The organism is Amycolatopsis sp. NBC_00345 (assembly GCF_036116635.1).
In the GTDB taxonomy this organism is placed as follows: Bacteria; Actinomycetota; Actinomycetes; order Mycobacteriales; family Pseudonocardiaceae; genus Amycolatopsis.
Map to the genome: position 1 here is coordinate 1957426 of NZ_CP107995.1, position 24082 is coordinate 1981507.

A 24082-nucleotide genomic window follows, 5' to 3' on the forward strand; every position below is an offset into this window, starting at 1 on the left:
ACGGGGAATGGTAACGGCGGCTTACTTGCGCCTTCCCGGAAAAGGGACTTCTAATGGTCAGGCAGAAAGATCCAGTTTCCGGGAGGTTGATGTGACAACCGTCAGCGGTGCGGCGGCCGGATGACCGCGCACCAGAGTCCTGAGCTGATCAGGCTGTTCACCACCTACACTTCCCATCCGGAAGGCATCGGCCGCCGGCTCTCCCGGTCGTTCGCCGAGCGCACCCGGGACACCCCGCTGGTCGTCGCGACCGGGGCCGACTTCGCGCTCTACCCGGGCGGGGGCAAGCCGCCCGTGGTGGAGGGCTATCGGTGGTCGCCGCGCGGTTTCAAGGAGCTGACGGCCGTTTCGCACCTGGGCCCGGCGGTGGCCAGCCTGGTCTACCTGCGCACGGTCCTGGGCGACCCGGCCTGGCGGCCGGAAGCCGAGCGGCTGCTCGCCGAAACGAAGAACACCCGCGCCGCCAACACCGCCGGGCTGTGGCGCGACCACATCGCGGTCGAGGCCTACCAGGGCCGCGAGCAGGAGATCGCCGACCTGGTCGACTACTCCTGCGCGGTGACCGCCCGGTACCTCGCCACCGCCCTCGGCGACGAGGACTACCTGACGTGGGAGACCCTGCGGACGGACTACCTCGAAGGCGGCGGGGACGTCGAGCTGCCGGTGCCGGTCAACCACATGATGGTCGCGACGTTCTTCCTGGCCGGCCTGGACATCAGCTTCCGCATCTCCCGCTGGCTGCGGGCGCAGCGGATCGACTGGGCCGAGGCGATGGTGATCATCGCCGGCCGGCAGGGGCGCGCGACCGCCGGCGTCACGTGGACCACCAGCAGCGTCGCGACGATGATCCTCGGCGCGTCGGAGCACCGGCTGCCCCTGGAACGGATGTACCTCGCGCCGCACGCGCCCACGTTCGGGACGCCGACCGGCGGTGACCTGTCCGAAGTGGCCGCCCTCGAAGAGCCGCTGCGGAGCATGTGGTGCGCCACCAGGGCGACCGTCGAGCTCGGCGGCCTGATGTTCGACGGCTACCCGCGCTACAGCCCGGCCGGCGTCGTCTTCCCCGACATCGCCGACCCGGCGGTGACCGAGATCGGCGAGATGCCGGTCGTCCGGTCCGCGGCCGACATGCGGGCGCTGGTCACCCGGCTGCGGATCGTCATGGAGGACCCCCGGCAGCTGCTCTCCGGCGCCGTCATCGACGTCGCCGTCGAGGCACTGGCCGCGGCGGGCTGGGACCCGCGGCGCGTCGAGGTCCCGGGGCTCACCGGCGTCACCTATCCCACCGGACTCTGAGGTGAAGCGGACCATGGAACCACTGCACGGCGACGGCTTCCTCGACCGTCTCACGGCCGGCGAGCTGACCCTGATGCTGGCGCTGCGCGGCGCGCGCACGGGCGAAACCGTGCTCGTCGCCGCCTCGACCGGGCACCACTGCGTCATGGTCGACCTCGAGCACTCGACGATGTCCGTGGACACCGCGGCGGAGCTGTGCCGCACGGCGGCCCTGGCCGGGCTGATGGACTTCGTCCGGGTGCCCGAGCGGGAGTACGGCATGATCGGCCGGCTCCTCGACGGCGGCGCCAACGGCATCATCGCCCCGAGGATCGAGACGGCCGAGCAGGCGCGCGACGTCGCGCGGGCGTGCCGCTTCCCGCCGCGCGGCCAGCGGTCCCAGACCGCGATGACGCCGCAGTCCGGGATGCGGCCGGTGCCCGCCCGTGAGCTGAACCGGGACCTCGACGCCCGGGTGGTCGTGCAGATCCTCGTCGAGACCCCGGCCGGCGTCGCCCACGCGGCGGAGATCGCGGCGGTCGAGGGCGTCGACCTGATCGCGTTCGGCGCCAACGACTTCACCGCGGAGCTGGGCGTCCCCGGGCAGTACCGGGACCCGCGGGTCCCGGACGCGGTGGCCACGCTCGCCGAGGCGTGCCGCCGCCACGGCAAGCTGCTGATGGTCGGCGGGATCGGCGATCCCGGCCTCCAGCGGGAGCTGATGGCGCTCGGCGCCTGCCCGCTCGTGATGACCGGCAACGACCACGGCCTGCTCCACGAAGCCGCCTCGCGCCGCGCCGCCCAGCTCACCGAAGCCCTCGCCACCCACCGCCCCTAGACCGGATCAGGACGACGTCATGCGACCGAAGTTCGCGCACACCCTGCCCATGCGCCCGGCCGGCACGATCACGCGGCCGAGCCACCGGATCCCCGCCGGTGCCTGCGACACGCACTTCCACGTGTTCGAGCCCGGTTATCCCGCGGTGCCGGACCCGCTCTACACGTTCCCGGACGCCACCATCGAGGCGTTCCTCCAGGTCGCCGACCGGCTGGGCCTCGACCGGATGGTCCTGGTGCAGCCGACGTACTACGGCACGGACAACACCCTGCTCCTCGACGCGCTGCGCAAGATCGGCCCCCGCTGCCGGGGAGTCGCCCGGATCGGCGACGACACCACCGACGACGAGCTGGACCGGTTCCACGAAGCGGGCGTCCGCGCGCTGCGGCTGGACCTCTTCGCGCGCGCCGACTGGCCGGTCGAGGACCTGGCCGCCTACGTCCGCGCGATGGCGGAGCGCACCCGCCCGCGCGGCTGGCACCTCCAGTTCTACAGCCCCGGCACCGTTGTCCGGGCCCTGCTGCCGTTCCTGGCGTCGCTCGAAGACCCTTTTGTCATCGACCACATGGGCTACATGAAGGCTTCGGACGGCCTTACCGACGCGGACTTCGCCGGGCTGCTCGACGTCCTGCGCGGCGGCAGTTGCTACGTGAAGCTGTCCGGTCCGTACCGGATCGCCCAGGACGAGCCGCTGTCGACGGTCGAGCACCTCGGCCGCGCGCTGGTCGAGGCGCGGCCGGACCGGCTGATCTGGGGCTCGGACTGGCCCCATCTCCCCAACGGGCAGCGGGACACCGGCGAACTGCTCAACCTGCTGGCGGACTGGGCTCCCGAGGAGGCGGACCGGCACGAGATCCTGGTCGAAGCGCCGCGGCGACTCTTCTACGCGGACTGATCCCGTGTTTGTCCTCATTGGTCTGGTTTCCGTCCTGTTCAGCGGTCTTCTCGCGCACTCGGCGTACGGGAAGCTCACCCGGCAGGAGAAGCAGCTGGCCGGTATGCGGGCCGTGGGCTTCCCGGTCGAGCGGATCGGCTGGCTGGCCGTGGCCGAGCTGGCGGCGGTCGCCGGCCTGCTGGCGGGGCTCGTCTGGCGCCCGCTGGGCACGGCGGTCGCGATCGGCCTGGTGGTGTACTTCGTCGGCGCGCTGGGTTTCTTGCTCCGCGCGGGCTTGAGGAAGTTCGCGGCCTGGCTTCCGGCGGCGGTGTTCCTGGCGGTCTCCGCGCTGCTGCTGGTTCTCGGCTTGGCGACCTGACGGTGGCGAGTACCGAAGTTGATGGGTTGACAGTGGGAGGTCAGTGTGACCGGCAAGTATCTGCGTGAGGTCCAGCGGTTCGCGACGTCGGGCGCCCGCGGTGTCGCCGCCTTCAGCCTCGGGGGTGTCGAGCAGCTGGCGATCCCGCAGCTGGCCTACGACGCGCCGGATTCGCCGTCCGGCATGAACGGGGGCAACTCCAACACCGACATCCTGCTGCTGAAACGCGTCGGCGGGGAGTTCGTCCCCGACGGCCGACTGCCCGGCGTCGGCGCGGAGGACGTCGAATACTTCGAGATCGGCGGAACGCCGTTCCTCGCCGGTGCCTGCGTCCGCATGGGCAGCGGCCCGTACAACCACTCCGTCGGCCAGCCGATCTACCGCTGGGACGGGGAGTCCTGGCAGCCGTTCCAGACGGTGCTGGGCCACGCGGCGAAGCAATGGCGGCACTTCGTCATCGACGGCGAACACCACCTCGCGCTCGCGCAGGGCCGGCCGGGGGAGCGGGAGGCGTCCTCGGCCGTGTACCGGTGGACCGGCGGCGAATTCGAGCACTGGCAAGACATTCCGTCGCGCATCGGCTACAACTTCCACGCGTTCGCGATCGACGGGACCACCTACCTCGCGCACGCCGATCACCTGCTGCCCAGCCACCTCTACCGGTGGGAAGCGGGCAAGTTCGTCCCGCACCAGAGCCTGATGCCCGCCGGCGGCCGCGCGTTCGCCACGTTCTCCTCGGGCGGCGAGCGTTACCTGGCGATGGCGAACATCGAGTCCGACTCGGTTGTCCTGCGGTGGGACGGCGACCGGTTCGTCGACCACGCCGTCCTCGACGGCGGCGCCGGGGGACGGGAGCTGCTGGCCGTCGACACCCCGGACGGGCTGTTCCTGGTGCGGGTCAACTTCATCACCGGCGGCCCGCGAGATCCGCACCCGCTGCTGAAGTCGCCGCTCTACCGGGTCGAAGACGGAACCTTCCGGATCGTCGACGAGTACGACACGTCGGGCGGCACGGACGTCGCCCTGGTCGGCGGTGGCCGCCAGCTGGTCGTTTCGCACGGGCTCAACGGCGGGCTGGGCTTCGCGACCGAGTCGGTCGTGTACGAGTTCTCGCCGCGCGGCGACCTGTGACGGACGAGCCCCGTCAGCCCTCCGGAAAGTGGTCCCGGAGCGCGAACTTCCGGACCTTTCCCGACGCCGTCACCGGGAAGGCATCGACGAAACGCCAGACGCGCGGGGCCTTGTGCGACGCGAGGTGCAGGCGCGCGTAGTCGGACAGCTCGTCCGGATCCGGCGTGGCGCCCGGCGCCGGGATGACAAACGCCGCGACCTGCTCGCCCCAGACCGGGTCCGGAATCCCGAGCACGGCGACGTCGGCGACGGCGGGGTGGCCGATGAGCGCGTGCTCGACCTCGGGCGGGTAGATGTTCTCGCCGCCCCTGATGATCAGGTCCTTCAGCCGGCCCGCGATCCGGCAGTAGCCGCGGTCGTCCATCTCGGCGAGGTCGCCGGTGTGCAGCCAGCCGTCCTCGTCGACGGCGGCCGCGGTCTGCGCGGGATCGTCGAAGTACCCCGTCATCACGTGGTAGCCGCGGGTGCACAGCTCGCCGACCTCCCCGGGGGCGGCGAGGCCGCCGCCCGGCCGGACGATCTTGACCTCGATGCCCGGCAGCGGCCGGCCCAGCGTGCCCGCCCGGTCCTCGGCCGAGTCGTCGAGGCGCGTCATGGTGATGCACGGCGAAGCTTCGGTCTGCGCGTAGACGATCGCGAGCGGCACGCCGAGCGCCGACTCGACGCGCCGGACCAGATCCGGCGCGACCGGAGCGCCACCCGAAACCGCGTAGCGGACGGAAGACAGGTCAGTCGTGGGGAACGCCGGGTCGGCGAGCACACCGAGGAGCATGGTCGGCACGCCGCAGAGCTGGGCGCTGCGTTCGGACTCCAGCAGGTTCAGCACCAGGCCGGGTTCGAAGGCGGGCACGAGCACCTGGGTGCCGAGGCTCGCGATCGGCGCCAGCGTCCCCTGGACGCACCCCGCGGTGTGGAACAGCGGCATGGGGTTGACGAGCACCTCGCCCGGCTGCATGGCGAACGTGCGGACGTAGGAGAGGCGGGCGTTGTTGGTGATCCCACGGTGGGTCAGCACCGCGCCCTTGGGCCGCCCGGTCGTGCCGGACGTGTACTGGATCTGCGCCGGGTCGCCGGGGAGCACGGCCGGGAGCGGCTCGGTGGCGGAGCCGGAGCCGCGGATGGCCGCCCAGTCCTCGAACAGCAGGACCTCGCGCAGTTCCGGCAGCTCGTCCCGGATGCCGGTGAGCGTTTCCAGCAGGGGGTTGGTGCGGTAGTGGCGCAGCAGGAAGACGCCGGCGGCCCGGGACTGCCGCAGTACGTGCCGGACCTCTTCCCGCCGTAACGCCGGGTTGACGGTGACGAGGGTCAGGCCGGCGAGCGCGGCGGCCAGTTCGAGGATCACCCACTCGGGAATGTTGCTGGCCCAGACGGCGATCCGCTCGCCGGGGCGGAACCGGCCGAGCAACGCCCGGGCCACCTGCTCGGCCTCCTCGCGGAGTTCGGCGTACCGCCACCGCCGCCGGTCGGCCGGCTCGGGGACGCCTTCGACGAGCGCCACCGTGGCCGGCGCCAGCTCGGCGGCCTCCCGGAGGAGGGACCCGACCGTGGTGTCGCGCACGAGGTCACTGTCCGATGTGGACCAATAGGCCCGGTCCGGCGTGAGCATCAGGAAGCCTCCTGCGGTGTGGTGGCGCGGCCGTCGATCCACAACGGGTCCCGGGGCCGTTCGCCGGTGACCCAGTATGCGTCGAGGTCGCGCTCGGTCCAGCCGCGTTCGGCCAGGACCTCCTCGTCGGTGAGCATCCGGCCGGTGCACTCGCCGGGCTCGCCGGTCAGGATCTCCATGGCGGCGTCGACGTAGATCTGCGGCCGCCGCCACTGCCCGGGGTCGCCCATCTTGCCGCGGCCCCAGTTCCGGGTGGCCGCGGTGTCGATCGGCGCCGCCGGCCACAGGGCGTTCGCGGCGATGTTGTCGGCGCGGTGCTCCTCGGCGATGCCCAGTGCCAGCCGGGTCATGCCCATCTTGGTGGTCATGTACGCGGCCATGCCGGGCGTGGGCGCGTCGCTGATCGCCGGGCTGTTGGTCAGGATGTGGCCCCACCGCTGCCGGACCAGGTGTGGCAGCGCGTAGTAGGCCAGCAGGTAGGTCCCCCGGACGTTGACCTGCCACATCAGGTCGTACCGCCGGGGCGGGGTGTCGACCAGCCGCTCCCACCAGAGCGCGCCGGCGTTGCTGACCGCGATGTCCACCCGGCCCAGCTCGCCGACGGTCCGGTCGACCAGGTGCCGCACGTCGGTCTCGGCCCGGACGTCGGTCCGGATCGCCAGCGCCCGCACGCCGAAGGCCCGCGCCTCCGCCGCGACCTCGTGGATGGTGCCGGGCAGCCGGGGGTCCTCGGTCTCGCTCTTGCCGGCCACCACGACGTCCGCCCCGGCGGCGGCGAGCGCGAGCACCAATGCCCGGCCGATCCCGCGGCTGCCACCGGTCACCACGGCGACCCGGCCGGCCAGTTTTCCGGTGTGGTCCTTGCTGATCACCAGGTGCCTCCTCGGGGACGACGTCGTCCTGCGCAGCGTCGGCCACGGCGCGCGGGCGGGCAATGTGCCCCGTGAGCGAGTTACGGCCCGGTTCTTGTCACCGGTGCCAATTCAGGGGGTTTGAGCTGGCCGGGATCGGCCACGCGTCGTGCGCCCGCGAGTCGGGCCGGACCACGATCTCGCGCACGTCCGGGTGGCCAGGCGGGTGAGGAGTCCGGGATCGTTGTTGGCGGTGCCAAGACGTGCGGCCTAATCTGCGGGGATGCAGGAGCTGCCGGCGCTGGTGCACGGCGTCCTCGACCGGCTCGACGAGGTCGTCGAGGTCATGTGCCGCCGCGTCTACGACGAGCTCCCCTCCTACCGCGCGGGCACCGTGCCGCCCGCCGCCCTGCGCCGCTCGGTGCGTGACAACCTCGTGCCCATCCTGCGCAGCCTGAGCGCCCCGGTCCCGCTGGACCTCGGGCCCGCCCGCGCCACCGGCAAGGAGCGGGCCGAGCAGGACGCCCCGCTGCCGGAGGTGCTGCGCGCCTTCCGGATCGGTTTCGAGCACCTGTGGCAGGACCTCGTGGAAACCGCGCGGGAGACCGGGACCGCCAGCGACGCGAGCCTGGTGGACGCCGCGACGTCGGTCTGGCGCTTGACCGGCGAATGCACCGACGCCATCGCGGCGGCCTACCGCACGGCCTCGATGGAGCTCGCGGTCCGGCTCGAACACCGGCGCTCGGCCCTGCTGGACGCCCTGTTCCTCGGCACGCTCACCGACAAGACCACGCTGTGGGAGGCCGCGGAAGCGCTCGAAGTGCCGCTGACGGACCGGTTCCTGGTCCTGGCCACCGCCCCGGCGGATACGACCGAGCCGGTCCCGGCGAACCTCGACGCACGCCTGCGCCGCCGCGGTGTCCGTGCCACGTGGAGGTGGCAGCCGGACGCCCTGACCGGCCTGCTGGTGCTCGGCGCCTCGGTCGCGGAAGCCGCCGTCGTCGCGGACCTGGAAGCCGTGGCGTCCGGCGACATCGGTGTCAGCGGCCTCTTCGGGCACCTGCGCGAGGCGCCGGACGCGGTCCACGGCGCCCGGGTCGCGTTGACGACCCTCAGCCACCAGGGGCGCCGGGTCGTCCAGTACGACACGACGCCCCTGGCGATGCTGGTCAGCGCGGCCCCGGCGGAGGCGGAACGGGTCGCCCGGGAGGTGTTCGGCGCCCTGCTCGCGCTCAAACCGCACGAGAGCGCCGTCCTGACCCGCACCCTCCGGGCCTGGTGCGCGAGCGACGGTTCGCCGGGCCGCGCCGCCGAAGCACTGCACTGCCACGCCAACACGATCCGCTACCGGCTGCGGCGGATCGAAGACCTCACCGGCCGTTCGCTGCGCAGCCCGCGGGACCTGGCCGAGATCGTCACGGCGCTCAACGCTTTGCGTGTCATCCGCGAGAAGGAGTAGCCGGGAATCAGTGCAGCGGAAGGCTTTCGACGGTGAACACCGGGCTGGTCAGCGGAGTGCCGTACAGGTAGGTGTCCATCTGGGAGTTGGTCACCAGCAGCCGGTCCCCGCTCACGGCGACACCGGTGGTCGTATCGGCCCCCGGGTAGGAGCGTTCGGAGACGACGGTGGCCCGGGTGTTGTCACCGGAGAGCCGCACTGTGTCGATCTCGTTGTTCACGGAACGGGCGACGTACAAGGTGTTGCCTCGCAACGCGATGCCGTCGGCGCTGGTGAGGGCGGGGGCGGCGATCTTGCGGATTTCGCCGGTGGCGAGCGTGAGCCGGTAGAGCGCGCCGCTGTACCAGTAGCCGATGATCAGGGACCTGCCGTCGGGGGTGGCGACGATGCCGTTGCCGTTGGACTGGCCGGCCACGTAGTCCGGCAGGCGGTAGGCCTCCTGCAGGGTGTGCTGGGCGCCGGTGGCGGGGGCGTTCACCGCGGCGGCCGGGATCCGGTAGACCACGGCGCGGAAGGAGTCGGTGAGGTAGACGTCCCCGTTGGGTGTGACGGCGGCGTCGTTGACGAGGGTCGGGGCGCCCGTGCCGGGGACGGTGTAGGTGGAAACGAGCTTTCCGGCGTTGGTGTAGATGAAGAATCGACCGGTGAACGCGCCGGCGACCAGCAGCCGGTTGCCGGTGATCTTGATCCCGGTGGCCTGGGTACGGCCGTCCTGGCCGCCCGGCAGGAAGGGGTCGAGCGTCTTCGCCCCGGGGCGCCCGCGGTAGACGGTGCCGTCGGCGATGCTGGCGGTGTAGACGTAGTGGTTGTCGGCCGCGACGCTTTCGGGGAAGGCGTTGCCGCCGTTGATCGTGATCGTGCGGGCGCAGTCCTCCCGGCCATGGGACGGCGCGGCGGCGGCGGGAATCGTGAGGGCGGCCAGGGCGGTGGACGCCGCGGTGAGGATGAAGAGCGCGCGTCCCCAGGTGGCGTGTGCGGTGGTGCGGGTGGACATCGTTGATGGACCTTTCCGGTTGATTCGGAGGGAAGTGCTCTCTGGTGCTGGTAGGGCGGGGGTCGTCGGTTCGGATTCCTCGACCACGGCGCGTGCGGCGACCTGGGTCAGCGCAGCGCGTCAGCACGGCCGCGGCGTAGTCGGCCCGGCGCACCACGACACCGCGGTCCTCCAGTGACAACAATCGACATCGACGATCCTCATTCCCGCCGCGGCCTTCCGCGGCGTCACGGGGACCACGATGGCCTCATGACTTACTATCGGGAAGTAGCCACTTCTCGGTAAGGTAGCCACCTGTCGGAAAGCAATGAGGTGAGTGCAGTGTCAACCAGCAAGGCTGTGGCCGAGGCGACACCGTCGTGGGACCCGTACACGCGCGGCTGCCCGTCACGCGACCTGCTCGACCGGATTGGCGACAAGTGGTCGATCCTCGTGCTGGGCGAGCTCGGCAAGGAGGGGGCGTGCCGGTTCACCCAGCTGCGCAACCGGCTGTCGGGGGTGAGCGAGAAGATGCTCACCCAGACGCTGCGCGCCCTCGAACGCGACGGCCTGGTCCGGCGAACCGTCTACCCGGCGGTGCCGGTGCGCGTGGAGTACGAGCTGACTCCACTGGGCGTGACACTCCGGGCGCCGCTGAAGGCGCTCACGGAGTGGTCGGTGCAGCACCTGCCGGAAGTCCTCGCCGCCCGCGAGACGTACGCCGCCGAGCACACCGGCTGACGTCCGCCTGCGCGCAGGGCTCCGGAACAGCGGTGTTCACGGAATCTGTGCCAGCCGCTCCGCGATCGTGGAGGAGATCTTTCCGAGAACTGCCTGCACGGTGCTCAGCTGGGCGTAGTCGGCGCTGTTGAACGCGTTCATGCGGACGACGTGCCGCCCGGCCTTGAAGACGAGGTCGGAAGGGCCGTTGGGGGTCGAGACCCAGCACACGTCGCCATCGCCGAGCTGGGCGGTCTCGGCCTTCGGCGCGGCTCCGGGATGCGGGTAGTCCGGCGAGCACTGGGCATGGTTGTCGTAAGCCGCGCCCCGGACGGTGTTGTACGTGTCGATCGTGACCGAGATGCCGTCCTGCTTGCTGAGGTCGCCCGTGTAGGCGTGGTTCATGCGGTAGCAACTGCTCGAGACATAGCTCCACGGCCCCATGTCCGGCTTGCCGGAGTCCTGGGCGTCGGCGGTTAGCGGCATGGCGCCCACGCTCGAACTCTCCTTGACCCGGGCGGACGCGGTGTCGTTGGTGAACGACAGCGACCAGTCCTCCGGTTTGTAGACCGCACACGCCAACGGCATGTTCCAAGGCGACCCGAACCTGAAGTCGGACAACCCTACCTGGTCCGGGCCGGAGGCCAGCTTGTCCGCCACATGGCCGGTCAGGAAACCGATGATGTCGTCGGGATTCCTGGTGATGCCCTCGTGCCGGTCACCACCGGTGCGAACGGTCAAAGTGGCCCAGTACTGGTCACCGCCCCAGAAGTAGTACACCTGGTACTCGTCCGGAAAGACGAGCGTCCCCATGGTCACGTAGATCTGCAGATCGCCCCGGGTCTCCTGCCGGACGGCGTGGGAATGCACCTGGTCCTGGGTCTCCTTATTGGTGGCGTTGCGCCAGGCGCTCTCCCTGTCGCTGCTCATGTCATCGCTCTCGAACTGCTTCTGGCTGATGCTGAGCGCAATCTCGTCGCTGTCCTGCTTGCCCCAGGTTTCGCAGGTGGACGCCGGTTCCGGGGAGATGCTCGGACCGGTGGATTCGTAGGTGACGGCGCCGGGCGCCGGCGGCCCGTCGTCAGCGGTGAATTTCTCCTGCATCAGCTCTCGCGCCGGATTGATCTCGAACCCGGCCTGGGGCAAAAGGTCCGGGTTCACGATCGCGCAGGCGTCGTAGACCGGGTGCCCGGCGTACGTCTTGGCGTGGGCGGGGGCGGTGATCGTGCTGACCAGCCGGAGCCCGCTCTCGGCCCGATTCGCTTGCGGGGTACCGGCGGCCCGTGCGTTGCCGTCGATAGCCGTAGTGCACCCCGTGATCGCCATTGTCACCGACGCCGCCATGCAGATTCCCGCGGCGACCCTCCCGGAAAACCTCACCAAGCCCCCTGCCCCGTAATGGTCGACGTGCCGACCCTAAACCACGGCGCCTTCGGGAGATCGACAATCGCCGTTCTGGTGCGCAGCTTGCCCGGTTCTCAGCGGGCCCAGTCCGGGACCCACACGTCGTCGCGGGATGTTTCCTTGTACCTGGTGAAGAGGTATTTGAGGAAACTCGCGAGGACGGGGTGGGTATTGTCCGCTCGCCAGATCACGGACTGCGGGTAGACCGGAGTCGGGTCGACGACGGGAATCCGGCGGAGGTCATAGGTTTCCGGCCAGAGATATCGCGAACCTTCGCCGACGAAGGTCGCGAGGCGGGTCGAGTCGGCGATTTCGGCGAGGAGCGCTTCGACGCCGAAGCTCGGGCCGATCGTGTCGATGGTGAGCCCGAACGCTTGGGCCAGATCGTCGTAGTAACCGATCGGCTCGGCGTCGGCCATGCCGGGCATCCAGATGGGGTGCCCGGTGAGCTCGGCCAAGGTCACCGTCTTGGCGTTCGCCAACGGGTGCCGCGGGCCGACCAGCACCTCGTGCCGGTCGTCGATGACGCGCGACGACCGGAGGCCGCGCGGGACCGTGCGGGCTGACGCTCGCAAGGAGCGAAATGTGGCATCGAGAGTGCCGGCGCTGATTTCGGCCAGCGCCGATGCCGCGTCACCATGGGACAGGGCCACGACATCGAGCTCGATGCCGGGTTGCTGCTGGTAGAAGGCATGGAGGAGGCCGGACGGTGCGATCCTGCGGTTGACGACATCGATCCGCAGCGCCCGGCGTCCAGGCGTCACCGCCGTCGTGACGCGCTCGGCGGCCCGGAGCAGCTCACGTGCGTGGGGTAGCAGGGCGTGCCCGTCGACGGTGAGCCGGACACCTCTGGCGAGCCGCGTGAAGAGCTTGACACCGAGTTCTCGCTCCAGGCCGGCCACTCGTCTGGACGCGCCCTGCTGAGTGATGCCCAGATCGTCGGCCGCCGTCTGAAACTGGCCGGTGTCGGTGATGGCGACGAAGGTGCGAACCGCTTCGAGATCCACACCGGGGAACCTACTCCCACAACGACCGGTTGTGGCACGTGCCTGGATTCGTTGTGATCCACCTCCGGCCAGCAGCTCGGCTCGGACCGGTCAGCCCGTGCCGCGGAGCGGCGGACTGCCAAGCGATCGTGACGGTGGACTCCGATGGAGAGGTCGGGGCGGATGTCCTCGGCGGATTCGCCGACCGCGTGAAAGAAGCCGAACAGCGTCCGCCCGGCGCCGGCCACGCGAACCGCGGGGCCAGATCACGCGACGGGTGGCTACGGCGGGAAGCCGGATTACGGCCAGCGCGGCGGCAGCGCCGCTTCCTGGCGCGTCCACTGGGAAAATTCCGGCCACGACCGGGCTTGCGACATCAGCGGCGCCCACCCTGGTGCCCCTGCCGCGAACCTCCGCTGCCCGGCAGGCTCGCCATCCCCGGCCACCCGCAGCTGCCGTGGCCCCTGCGACCGGAATCCCGCCGGACCTGCGACTGCAGGCGCATCCTGACTGGGGAACATCAACCGGGGCCTGAATGTTGATGCCGATCATGAAGGCAATGGCGCTACAGCGCTACGGCGGTCCGGACGACCTGGAGCTGATGGAGCGGCCGACGCCGGCGGTCGCTCCTGGTGAGTTCCTGGTCCGGGTCAAGGCCGCGGGCGTGAACCCGGCCGACTGGAAGGTCGGCGGCGGCAGTCTCGACGGCGTCATGGAGGCTCGGTTCCCGCTCATCCCGGGCTGGGAGGTCGCCGGTGTCGTCGAAGCCCGGGGCTTCGATGCCACCGAGTTCGAGGTCGGCGACGAGGTCGTCGGCTACATCAGCAAGGACTGGGCGCAGAACGGCGGCTATGCCGAACTGGTCTCGGCGCCGGCTCGGACCCTGGCCCGTAAGCCGGAGTCCTGGGACTGGGCGCGTGCGGCTTGCCTGCCGCTGCCTGGGCTGACGGCGTACCAAGCCATCAAACGGATCAACGTCGGAAAGGGCGACACTGTCCTGGTCCACGGAGCCGCCGGCGGGGTCGGCTCGCTCGGTGCGCAGATCGCCGTCGCTCGCGGCGCCAGGGTCATCGGCACCGCCGGTGAGCGCAACCACGGCTTCCTGCGCGAACTCGGCGCCACACCAGTCACCTACGGCGAGGGTCTGGCCGAGCGGGTGCGCCAGCTGGCACCCGAGGGCATCAACGCGGCGCTCGACTGCTACGGCGGCGACGCGGTGGCAGTCTCACAGAAGGTCTTGAAGGACCCGGCGCGGGTCGTATCCGTGGCCGATCTCACCGTCACCGACCAGGGCGGCCACTTGGTATGGGCTCGCCCCAACGCCGGCGATCTGACCGAGCTGGTCGATCTCGCCGAGTCCGGGAAGCTGTCCATTACCGTGAACCGCTCTTTCCCGCTGGAGCAGGCGGCCGATGCCTGGCGGGCCCTCCAGGAGGAAGGCCGCGCCCGCGGCCGGATCGTGCTGGACATCGACGCGAGCTGACCTTCCCGGCCGCGGCGAAGGACGTGCAGACGGACTTCGCCGGGATCCGCACGCGTCGGCCGCGCAAGGACGTCGCAAAGGCGGCACCCGCGCCGGGCACGCCCTCGATGTCGAGAAGCGCATTGATGACAGCAACTGGCTGTTGCCGGTGCCTAGCTCACAGTGGAATGGCGTGCTGGGTGACGTAGTGCCGGATCAACGCTTCGATCGAGCGGCGAAAGGAATCCTGCCGGCTGTCGCTCAGAGTGCCCGCCAGCTGGCCGATCTCGGTTCGGATCGCCTCGCGCACCAGGTGCACGACGGCTCGGCCGGCGTCGGTGACGGTGACGTGGACGGCGCGCCGGTTGGCGGGGACCGCGATCCGTTGCACCAGTCCACGCCGCTCGGCGCGGTCGACCAGGCCGGTGACGCTGGACTTCTCCAGCTCCAGGATGCCGGCCAGCTGTCGCATGCCGATCTCGCGGTCGTCGAGCACGGCGAGCATCCGCAGCTGGGTGACCGACAGTCCTTGTTCTCCGGCGAGGCGCCCCAGGATCGCCTGCACGATGAACGACAGCTGGATAAGTCCGTCGATCAGGTTCAGGTCCGGCGCCTGGGCGCCTTCAGGTGCGGAAGCGGTCACAGCGACCAGGTTATCTTGACTGAGTTCGTGACACCAACTATGTTAGTTCGTGACACCAACAGTACGTGCAACCAACCTGCATGCGGACTGCTCATCGCCGTCCTCGAGACAGAGAAGAAGTACTCCGTGACAGGCAAGAAACGCATCGCTGTCGTCATCGGCAGCACCCGCCCCACCCGCATCTGCGGCGGTATCGCCGCCTGGGCACGCGACAGCCTGCAAAAGGACAGCGACCTCGACTACGACCTGATCGATCTCGCCGAGATCGCGTTGCCGTTTCTGGACGAACCCGTCAAGGCCGCGTTGCAGCAGTACGAGCATGAGCACACCCGGGCCTGGAGCAAGCTCGTACAGAGCTATCACGGATTCCTGTTCGTGTTCCCGCAATACAACTGGGGCTACCCGGGGGTACTCAAGAACGCACTGGACTACCTCTACCGGGAATGGCACGACCACCCCGCGAGCCTGCTCACCTACGGCACCCGCGGCGGCGGCAAGGCCGCTGAACAGTTCATCAGCATCCTGCACGGACTGCACATGCGAGTGCTCGACACACACGTCGAAGCCGTCATCACCGACCAAGACGTCGACGACGACTGGCAGCTGCGCGACCTCGACAGCACGCTGCGCCCGAATCGCGCGCAGCTGCGCAAGATCGACGAAGAGATGGCCGAAGCGCTCTCCGACAGCCAATAATCGCACCCTGTTACGAGAAATGGAGAAACAATCATGTCCGCAACATCGCGCCGGGTGGGCTTCATCGGGCTCGGGAAGATGGGCAGTGCCATCGCCGGGCGCCTGCTCGACGCCGGTTATGACGTCACCGTGTGGAGCCGCAGCCCGGGCAAAGCGGACGACCTGGTGGCGCGGGGCGCGACCCTGGGCGACGCGCCCGAGGACGCGATCGCCACCGGAACCGTCTTTTCCATGCTGAGCAACGAAGAGGCGGTGCGGCAGGTCTTCACCGCCGAGCGGATCCGCGCCGCGCCGGAGGGCTTCGTCCACGTCAACCACGCGACAATCAGCCCCGAGGCGGCCCGCGAATTCGCCGCGAACGGCGGGGGCTACCTCAGTGCCCCGGTGGTCGGCCGCCCGGAAGCCGTAGTGGCCGGGAAGCTGGCCGTGCTGGTCTCCGGCGGCGCGGACGTCCGCGCCGCGACGGCACCGATGCTCGCCGCGATCGGCCGGCGGGTCTGGGACTTCGGCGACGCTGTGGACGCCGCGCCGACGGCGAAGATCTCGGTCAACTACCTGATCATCCACGCGTTGCAAGCACTGTCCGAGTCGATCACCCTGCTGCAGCACGCCGGTCTGGACGCCGGGCGGTTCGTCGAGATGATCAACGATTCCGTCTTTCCCGGCCCGGTTTACCGAGGCTACGGCGACGCCATCGCCACAGGCTCCTACACTCCGCCGGGATTCACCACCACGCTGGGGTTGAAGGACCTGAATCTCGCGCTGGGCGCTGCCACCAAGCTCGGCGTCGAACTGCCCACCGGACCGGTCCTGCACGACGTGTTCGCCACCGCGGTCGAGCAGATCGGCGCGGACCTCGACTGGGCGAGCATCGCCGAGGTCACCCGGCGACGGTCCGGCGGCGGGCTCCCGTAAGGGCACACCGAGCTCAGGGAGACTCGGTCACCATGCCTGAGCAGGACGAAGCGATACTGTTCGCGCCTTGACCGACACTCACCCGTGCGTGCCCGAGCTGTCCAACTGGTGCGCCCTCGAGCAGATCGGCGGCGCGCAGCCGTCGCCCCGTGGTGCGGGCCGCCCCGCCCCGATGGCCCGGATCCCCCCGCCGAGAGCACGAAGCCGGCCGCGGTGGCCACCACGGACCACGAGATCAGTGTCGCACTGTGTCCATTCAGGACCCACTCGGCGGGGAGCCGCGGCTTCCCCATGGGGATTCTGAACAGGCGGGCTCGCCGGGACCGTGCGTAGAGTCGTGCCCATGCCAGGGGACGAACGCCTGCTCACCGAGGGTGTCACGCAGGGGCTGACCGCCGCCGAAGTGGCGGAGCGGGTCGCGGAGGGGCGGACCAACGAGGTGCCCTCGCGGGTCAGCCGCGGCACCTGGGAGATCGTGCGGGCGAACGTGTTCACCCGGATCAACGCGATCTTCGGGGTGCTGGCGGTGATCATCTTCTCGACCGGGTACGTGATCGACGGGCTGTTCGCCGGGCTGATCGTGGCCAACAGCGTGGTCGGGATCGTGCAGGAGCTGCGGGCGAAGCGGACGCTGGACCGGCTGGTGATCGTCGGGCAGGTGCGGCCGACGGTGCGGCGGGACGGGGTGAGCCGGGAGCTGCCGCCCGGGGAAGTGGTCGTCGATGACGTGGTCGAGGTCGGCGCGGGGGACCAGATCGTGGTGGACGGTGCGGTGCTGGCGGCGGAAGCCCTCGAAGTGGACGAGTCGCTGCTCACGGGCGAGTCGGACCCGGTGCTGAAGCAGCCGGGCGAGGAGGTCAGGTCGGGCAGCTTCGTGGTGGCGGGCAGCGGGGCGTACCAGGCGACGAAGGTCGGCCGGGATTCCTACGCGGTCCGGCTGGCCGAGGAAGCCGGGCGGTTCACTCTCGTGGATTCCGAGCTGCGCGGCGGGATCGACAAGATCCTGAGGGTCGTCACCTATGTGCTGGTGCCGGCCGGCGCCCTGTCGATCTACAACCAGCTTTCCGGCTCGCAGGCCTTGCCCGACGCGCTGCGCGGCATGGTCGCCGCGCTGGTCCCGATGGTGCCGGAGGGCCTGATCCTGCTGACCTCCGTCGCGTTCGCCGTCGGCGTCGTGCGGCTGGGCCGGCGCCAGTGCCTGGTCAACGAGCTGCCCGCGATCGAGGGACTGGCGCGGGTGGATGTCGTGTGCGCCGACAAGACCGGCACGCTCACGGAGAACGCGATGCGGCTGGCGGAGGTACGGCCGCTCGGCGAGCCGGGTGCCGCGCCCGAGATCGTGCTGGCCGCGCTGGCCGCCGCGGATCCTCGCCCGAACGCCAGCCTGCTGGCGATCGCGGAGCCGGGCCCGCCCGCGCCCGGCTGGGTCGCCGAGTCCGTGACACCGTTCTCCTCGGCGCGTAAGTGGAGCGGCGCGAGTTTCGGCGAACACGGCGACTGGGTGCTCGGCGCGCCCGACGTGCTGCTGAACGCGGGATCGGCGGAGCGCGCGGAGGCGGAGCGGATCGGCGCGCAGGGGCTGCGGGTGCTGTTGCTCGGCCGGGCCGGGCAGGCGGTCGATGCGCCGGGGGCGCCGGGCGAGGTGACCCCGGTGGCACTGGTCGTGCTGGAACAGAAGATCCGCGACGACGCGCGCGAGACGTTGGACTACTTCGCCGAGCAGGGCGTCGCGGTCAAGGTGATCTCCGGTGACAACGCTGTTTCCGTCGGCGCTGTCGCTCGTACGCTGGCGTTGCCGGGCGCCGACGCGCCGGTGGACGCCCGGACCCTGCCCGAAGATCCCGAACAGCTGGCCGGGGAACTGGAGGGCGCCTCCGTGTTCGGGCGGGTCACGCCGGCCCAGAAACGGGCCATGGTCGCGGCCCTGCAGTCGCGGGGGCACACGGTCGCGATGACCGGGGACGGCGTCAACGACGTCCTCGCGCTCAAGGACGCGGACGTCGGCGTGGCGATGGGCGCGGGGAGCCCGGCGACCCGTTCGGTGGCACAGATCGTCCTTCTGGACAACGCCTTCGCGACGTTGCCGTACGTCGTGGGGGAGGGGCGGCGGGTGATCGGCAACATCGAGCGGGTCGCCAGCCTGTTCCTGACCAAGACGGTCTATTCGGTGCTGCTGGCCCTGATCGTGGGTGTCCCCGGCCTGATCGGCTATGACGCGGTGCCCTACCCGTTCCTGCCCCGGCACGTCACGATCGTCGGCTGGTTCACCATCGGCCTGCCCGCGTTCGTGCTGTCCCTGGCGCCCAACAACGACCGGGCCCGCGGTGGTTTCGTGGGCCGGGTGCTGCGGACGGCGGTGCCGGCCGGGATCGTGATCGCGGCCGCCTCCTTCACCGCGTATGTGCTGGTCCATTCCGGCGGTGATTCCGGTGGGACCGAGCAGGTGCAGGCGAGCACGACGGCGCTCATCACCGTGATGGCGCTCGCGCTGTGGGTGCTGGGCGTCATCGCCCGGCCGTACACGTGGTGGAAAGCCGGGCTGGTCGCGGCGATGGTCCTGATCTCCGGGCTGATGTTCGTCGTGCCGCTGAGCCGGCGCCTGTTCCTGCTGGACCCGGGCAACGGCGGGTACACGCTGACCGCGCTCGCCTGCGCCGCGGCGGGTGTCGTCCTGATCGAACTCGGCCGGTGGCTCGGCAACCGGCTGGGCCAGGACCGGCGCGAGCCACGCTGACCGCGGCCCCGCCGCCCGCCGCGAGATGCGTGCTGGCCGTCCCCGGGCCAGCCGGGCAGGCTCGTTGCCCCGGGGTGCACCCGGGGCCGCGCCGCGGTGTCACGCGCAGTGACTGATGCTAGTTTCCGGGAGGCCGATGATCACCGGTGGTACCGGTTTGCTGGGTGGAGTTTCAAGTCGTGAGTAATCCGTTGGTTGCGCCGGTGAAGGATTCGACGACGTCGGTGTCGGGTGTGCCGTTGCTGGAGGATGCGACCGGGCTGAAGTCGGCGATCGAGAGCAAGGACTGGGCCGGGGTCGCGATGGGCGCGGTGGGGACTGCGCTGGACGCGTTGACGGCGGTGATGGACCCGTTCGGCGCGATCTTCGCGGCTGGGGTGGGTTGGCTGATCGAGCATGTGGGTCCGTTGAAGGAAGCGCTGAACGCGCTGACCGGGGATGCGGATCAGATCGCGGCGCAGTCGGAGACGTGGGCGAACGTCGCCAAGGAGCTTGAGAGTGTTTCGGCGGAGTTGACGGATCTGGTCAAGAAGGACTTGGAGAGCTGGAAGGGCGATGCGGCGGACGCGTATCGGAAGAAGGCGGAGGACACTTCGGCGCTGATCGCTAGTGCGCAGAAGGGTTGTGAGGGCGCGGGCAGTGGGGTCAAGACTGCGGGTGAGGTGGTCGGGGCGGTTCGCACGTTGGTGCGTGACACGATCGCCGAGTTGGTGGGGCACCTGATTTCGTGGGCGTTGCAGGTGGTGTTCACGCTGGGGATCGGGATGACGTGGGTGGTGCCGCAGGTTATCGCCGCGGTGGCGAAGACGGCGTCGAAGATCACGCAGGTCACCACGAAGCTGGTGAAGGCGCTGAAGGCGCTGGTGCCGCTGTTGAAGAAGGCCGGGACGCTGTTCGAGGACGCCGGGAAGGCGTTGAAGAACCTCAAGGGCGGCAAGGTCAAGCCGGCCGGCAAGCCCAAGGACATCACCACGCCCAAGGGGGAGCCGGGCAAGGGCGGCGGTAAGGGCGGGGACTCGACCACCCCGTCCGGTGACCACAAACCGCCGAAGGACGATTCGACGAATCCGTCCGGCGATCATTCCCCGCCGAAGGACGACTCGACGAATCCGTCCGGTGACCACTCCTCGCCGAAGGACGATCCCGGCGGCAAGTCCGGCGACCCCAAGGAGCCGAAGAACGACTCCGACGCGCCGCCGCCCCAGGACCGGCCCGAGGGTGGCGCCGGCGGTGGCGAGAAGAAGCCGCCACCGGAGAAGGACCGGTCGATCGACAACGAGAACGACCGTCCGCGGGCCGACGACAAGCAGGCCAAGGACCGGGACGACTGCGGCGACCCGATCGACATCGCCACCGGGCAGATGATCCTGAGCCAGGTGGACGTCGAGCTGGCCGGGCTGCTCCCGCTCGTGCTCTCCCGCACGCACATTTCGACCTACCGGCTCGGGCGCTCCTTCGGCACCGGCTGGGCGTCCACTGTGGACCAGCGGATCGAGGTGGCGCCGGACGAGATGGTGCACTTCGCCGCCGAGGACGGCATGCTGCTGCGGTACCCGGCGATGCCGGAAGCGGGCGCCGGGGTGCTGCCGGTCTCCGGGCCGAGGTGGCCGCTGCTGCGCACCGACCGGGGTTTCGCGATCCGGCGCACGGATTCCGAGAGCCTGCTGCACTTTGTCGACGACAACTCGGGCCGGCTGCCGATCAGCGGCGTGACCGACGGCGACGGGAACCAGTTCGACTTCCAGCGCGACGACGACGGCACGCCGGTGGGCATCGTGCATTCGGCGGGGTACCGCGTCGCCGTGGACACCGAGGACGGCTTGATCCGGCAGTTCCGCCTGCTGACCGGCGAAGGTGACGCGTCGCTCGTGGTCTTCGGCTACGACGAGCAGCGCCGGCTCACCGAGGTGGTGAACTCCTCCGGCTTGCCGCAGCGGTTCCGTTACGACGCCGGCGGTCACCTGGTCGGCTGGGAAGACCGCAACGGCATGTCCTACCGCTACCGCTACGACGCCGAAGGCCGCTGCGTCGAGACCGAGGGCGCGGACGGGTACCTCAGCTACCGGTTCGACTACGACCGCGAGCACCTCGTCACGCGGGTCACGGATTCTCTCGGCCACGTCAGCACTTTCGAGCTGGGCGAGGACTTCCGGGTGATCCGGGAGACCGACCCGCTCGGTCACGCGACACAGTCCACTTGGGACGAGACGGGCCTCCTGCTGTCCCGGACCGACCCGCTCGGGCGGACCACCCGCTACTCCTACGACGACGCCGGCCGCCTCGTCGAGACGACGAGGCCGGACGGAAGCCAGGCCCGCTCCGAGTTCAACGCCTTCGGCCGGCCGGTCACCCTGGTGGACTTCGACGGCGGGGTGTGGCGGCGGGAGTACTCGCCGGACGGCGTGCTCACCGCGGAGATCGACCCGTCCGGGGCCCGCACCGGCTACGCGCGTGACGACCGGACCACTTCGGTCACCGACGCACTCGGCCGCACCACCCGGTTCGAGCACGACGCCGCCGGGCTGCCGGTCGCGGTCACCGATCCGCTCGGCGCCGTCACCCGCTACCGGTACGACCCGCTCGGCCGGTCGGCGGAGATCACCGATCCGCTGGGCGGCACCACCCGGCTGGCCTGGAGCGTCGAGGGCACGCTGGCCGAGCAGGTCCTCCCCGACGGCAGCCGGCAGCTGCGGGCCTACGACGGCGAAGGCAACCTCAGGCGGACCGGCGAGCCGGAAACGGGGACCCGCACCGACATCGCGCACTTCGACCTGCCGGTGTCCCGCACCGGGCCGGACGGCAGCCGGCTGTCCTTCGGCTACGACACCGAGCTGCGGCTGACCTCGGTCACCAACGAGCAGGGGCTCGTCTGGCGCTACACCTTCGACCCCGCGGGACGGCTGGCCGAGGAGACCGACTACGACGGCCGGACCACCACGTTCGCCTACGACGCCGCCGGCGACCTGGCCGGCTACACGAACGGCGCGGGCCAGACCGTGCGGCTGGTCCGGGACGTGCTGGGCAACATCGTGGAGCGCCACAGCGACGGCGTGCTCACCCGCTACTCCTACGACGCCGCGGGCCGCGTCGTCCGCGCCGTCACCCCGCACACCGACCTGGTGCTGCAGTACGACCCGTCCGGGCGGGTGCTGTCCGAATCGCTGAACGGCCGGGTGCTGGCTTCGCGCTACGACGCGGCGGGCAACCGGGTCTGGCGGCGGACCCCGTCCGGGGCGGAGAGCACCTGGCAGTACGACCAGCGCGGGCGGCCGGTGTCGCTGCGCACCGGCAGCGGGCTGCTGCGGTTCGGCTACGACGCCGCCGGGCGTGAGGTCCAGCGCCAGCTCGGCCAGTCGGTGCGGCTGACCCAGACCTGGGACGAGACGCACCAGATGCGCGGGCAGACCATCGAGGCCGGTCCGGGCCGGGTGCTGCAGCAGCGCAGCTACGAGTACCGCGCGGACGGGCACCTCACCGAGGTCCACGACCGGCTGAGCGGGCCGCGGCGGTTCGACCTGGACGTGACCGGGCGGGTCACCGGGGTGACCGGGCCCGGCTGGTCCGAGCGGTACGCCTACGCGCCGACCGGGGACCTCGTGCAGGCGGCCTGGCCCAGCGCGCCCGCGACGAACGCGGAAACCTGGGCGGCGCACCAGGCCCAGGGCGCCCGTCAGTACGCCGGAACGCTGCTGGAGCGCGCCGGGAACGTGCACTACCGGCACGACGGCGAGGGCCGGATCGTGCAGCGGCAGGTGGAACGGGCACCGGGCGTCGTGGACTCGTGGTCCTACACCTGGGACGCCGAGGACCGGCTCGTCGGCGTGGTCACCCCGGACGGCACGGCGTGGCGGTACCTGCACGACGGCCTGGGCCGCCGGGTGGCCAAGCAGCGGCTCGGCGCGGACGGCCGCGTCGCCGAGGAGGTGTGGTTCTGCTGGGACGGGACCGATCTCGTCGAGCAGGTCAACGACGGCCGGCACGCGCTCGTGTGGGACTGGTCCCCGGACGGGATGCGCGTGCTCGGGCAGACCGAGCGGACCGCGGAGCCGGGCTCGGACCAGTGGCTGGACCGGCGGTTCTTCGCGATCGTGACCGACCTGGTCGGCTCGCCGGCCGAACTCCTGGACGCCCAGGGCATCGTCGGGCACCCCGCTCGCGCCACGCTCTGGGGCACCGCGGTGGCGGGTCCGGGCCCGGCGGCGACGCCGCTGCGTTTCCCCGGGCAGTACCACGATCCGGAGACCGGGCTGCACCAGAACTTCCACCGGTACTACGACCCGGCCACCGGCCGCTACTGCACGCACGACCGGCTGGGCCTTTCGCCGGGCCCGAACTCGCGCAACTACGTGCGTAACCCGACCGGCTGGACCGACCCGCTCGGCCTGACCCCGTGTGATGCCAAGAACTACGCCGAAGCGGTCAAGGACTACCGGACGGCACTGGGCTGGACCAAGGAGAACAGCCCGCACCAGCTGGGCGGGAAGCTGAACGAGGACTGGACGACCGTCGGCGTCGGCAAGCTGGCCTACGGCGAGAAGGACGACCTCAAGATCGTCGTGGACAAGGCCAACGGCTACCTGGTGGGCTACATCAAGAAGGGCGCCGACGGCGCGCCCGACGAGATCCACCACGTCGCCGAGGTGGACCCGAGCAAGGTCGCCCCCGGCGCGATCTCGAAGCCCTTCCACCCCAGCGAAACCCTGACCTACAAGGACATGCCCAACATGGACATCGGGCCCCGCGGGGTGAGCGGGGCGGTGACCAACATGATGGAGAAGAGCAAGGGCCAGATGGGCTCGCTGAAGACCCTCGCCGCGACCATCGCGGAGGGCGGCCGGTCCAACCACTACGCCAAGTCCGTGATCGACGACCTGAAGGCCGGCAACGAGGCCAAGGTCGGCACTTACCGTGACGACCTGGCCCATGACTGGGGGACGAAGAGCAACGACTACCGGGACACTGGCAACAACGCGGACAACGAGCTGGCCCTGCTGAACCGGCCCAACGGCCGGCCCAGCTGACCTGGAACCCGCCTGGTCCGGCCCTCGAAGCGGCCCGGGCCGGGCGGGTGTCGCCGCGCATCCGGCTCCGGCCGCGGGGCGCTAGCGGCACGATTGGGACACGACCGGGTCACCG

Annotated in this window: 18 protein-coding genes; 12 read left to right on the forward strand and 6 right to left on the reverse strand. The window is 70.5% G+C overall.

Features of this window, described 5'->3' with window-relative positions; all coding sequences use genetic code 11:
* Positions 1-120: 120 nt before the first annotated feature.
* Genes OG943_RS08685 through OG943_RS08705 form a run of 5 tightly spaced genes read left to right on the forward strand, consistent with a single transcriptional unit; the run spans position 121 to position 4497 of the window.
* On the forward strand, positions 121-1296 hold the full coding sequence (locus OG943_RS08685) for a DUF5624 domain-containing protein (RefSeq protein ID WP_328609185.1): 1176 nt from the start codon (positions 121-123) through the stop codon (positions 1294-1296).
* Positions 1297-1309: 13 nt separating this feature from the next.
* Positions 1310-2113, forward strand: coding sequence for an HpcH/HpaI aldolase family protein (locus OG943_RS08690; protein ID WP_328609186.1), 804 nt, complete (start codon positions 1310-1312; stop codon positions 2111-2113).
* Positions 2114-2132: 19 nt separating this feature from the next.
* Positions 2133-3008, forward strand: coding sequence for an amidohydrolase family protein (locus OG943_RS08695; RefSeq protein ID WP_328609187.1), 876 nt, complete (start codon positions 2133-2135; stop codon positions 3006-3008).
* A 4-nt stretch (positions 3009-3012) separates the two neighbouring features.
* A complete protein-coding gene (locus OG943_RS08700; RefSeq protein ID WP_328609188.1) occupies positions 3013-3366 on the forward strand; it encodes a DoxX family protein in 354 nt (117 codons plus the stop codon).
* Between the two features lie 45 nt (positions 3367-3411).
* Complete coding sequence (locus tag OG943_RS08705) at positions 3412-4497, forward strand: hypothetical protein (RefSeq protein WP_328609189.1); 1086 nt, start codon at positions 3412-3414, stop codon at positions 4495-4497.
* A 13-nt stretch (positions 4498-4510) separates the two neighbouring features.
* Here the strand turns inward: OG943_RS08705 and OG943_RS08710 are convergent, their stop codons facing one another.
* A complete protein-coding gene (locus OG943_RS08710) occupies positions 4511-6103 on the reverse strand; it encodes an AMP-binding protein (RefSeq protein WP_328609190.1) in 1593 nt (530 codons plus the stop codon).
* Positions 6103-6975 (reverse strand): SDR family oxidoreductase, encoded by an 873-nt coding sequence (locus tag OG943_RS08715; protein WP_328609191.1) that lies wholly within the window; start codon positions 6973-6975, stop codon positions 6103-6105. Before OG943_RS08715 ends, OG943_RS08710 begins: the two co-directional genes overlap by 1 nt.
* Before the next feature lie 262 nt (positions 6976-7237).
* Here OG943_RS08715 and OG943_RS08720 point away from each other — a divergent pair, with 262 nt between their 5' ends.
* Positions 7238-8413: a PucR family transcriptional regulator gene (locus OG943_RS08720; RefSeq protein ID WP_328609192.1), complete on the forward strand. Its 1176-nt coding sequence runs from the start codon at positions 7238-7240 to the stop codon at positions 8411-8413.
* Positions 8414-8420: 7 nt separating this feature from the next.
* Here the strand turns inward: OG943_RS08720 and OG943_RS08725 are convergent, their stop codons facing one another.
* Entirely contained in the window at positions 8421-9407 is a 987-nt protein-coding gene (locus OG943_RS08725; protein WP_328609193.1) for an SMP-30/gluconolactonase/LRE family protein, read from the reverse strand.
* Positions 9408-9728: 321 nt separating this feature from the next.
* Between OG943_RS08725 and OG943_RS08730 the strand changes: the two genes are divergently transcribed.
* Positions 9729-10127, forward strand: coding sequence for a winged helix-turn-helix transcriptional regulator (locus OG943_RS08730; protein WP_328609194.1), 399 nt, complete (start codon positions 9729-9731; stop codon positions 10125-10127).
* Between the two features lie 36 nt (positions 10128-10163).
* Here the strand turns inward: OG943_RS08730 and OG943_RS08735 are convergent, their stop codons facing one another.
* Positions 10164-11450 carry a hypothetical protein gene (locus OG943_RS08735; RefSeq protein WP_328609195.1) on the reverse strand — a complete coding sequence of 429 codons (1287 nt, stop codon included), beginning with the start codon at positions 11448-11450 and terminating at the stop codon, positions 10164-10166.
* A 134-nt stretch (positions 11451-11584) separates the two neighbouring features.
* A complete protein-coding gene (locus tag OG943_RS08740) occupies positions 11585-12517 on the reverse strand; it encodes a LysR family transcriptional regulator (protein ID WP_328609196.1) in 933 nt (310 codons plus the stop codon).
* Positions 12518-13046: 529 nt separating this feature from the next.
* Between OG943_RS08740 and OG943_RS08745 the strand changes: the two genes are divergently transcribed.
* A complete protein-coding gene (locus tag OG943_RS08745; RefSeq protein WP_328612032.1) occupies positions 13047-13979 on the forward strand; it encodes an NADP-dependent oxidoreductase in 933 nt (310 codons plus the stop codon).
* A gap of 157 nt (positions 13980-14136) precedes the next feature.
* Here the strand turns inward: OG943_RS08745 and OG943_RS08750 are convergent, their stop codons facing one another.
* Entirely contained in the window at positions 14137-14601 is a 465-nt protein-coding gene (locus tag OG943_RS08750; RefSeq protein WP_328609197.1) for a MarR family winged helix-turn-helix transcriptional regulator, read from the reverse strand.
* 126 nt (positions 14602-14727) lie between these two features.
* Here OG943_RS08750 and OG943_RS08755 point away from each other — a divergent pair, with 126 nt between their 5' ends.
* From OG943_RS08755 to OG943_RS08770, 4 genes are all read left to right on the forward strand, one after another.
* Entirely contained in the window at positions 14728-15297 is a 570-nt protein-coding gene (locus OG943_RS08755) for an NADPH-dependent FMN reductase (protein WP_328609198.1), read from the forward strand.
* A gap of 33 nt (positions 15298-15330) precedes the next feature.
* On the forward strand, positions 15331-16212 hold the full coding sequence (locus tag OG943_RS08760) for an NAD(P)-dependent oxidoreductase (RefSeq protein ID WP_328609199.1): 882 nt from the start codon (positions 15331-15333) through the stop codon (positions 16210-16212).
* A gap of 343 nt (positions 16213-16555) precedes the next feature.
* Positions 16556-18946 carry an HAD-IC family P-type ATPase gene (locus OG943_RS08765; protein ID WP_328609200.1) on the forward strand — a complete coding sequence of 797 codons (2391 nt, stop codon included), beginning with the start codon at positions 16556-16558 and terminating at the stop codon, positions 18944-18946.
* Between the two features lie 179 nt (positions 18947-19125).
* Positions 19126-23967, forward strand: coding sequence for a DUF6531 domain-containing protein (locus tag OG943_RS08770; RefSeq protein ID WP_328609201.1), 4842 nt, complete (start codon positions 19126-19128; stop codon positions 23965-23967).
* The last annotated feature ends 115 nt before the right edge of the window (positions 23968-24082 follow it).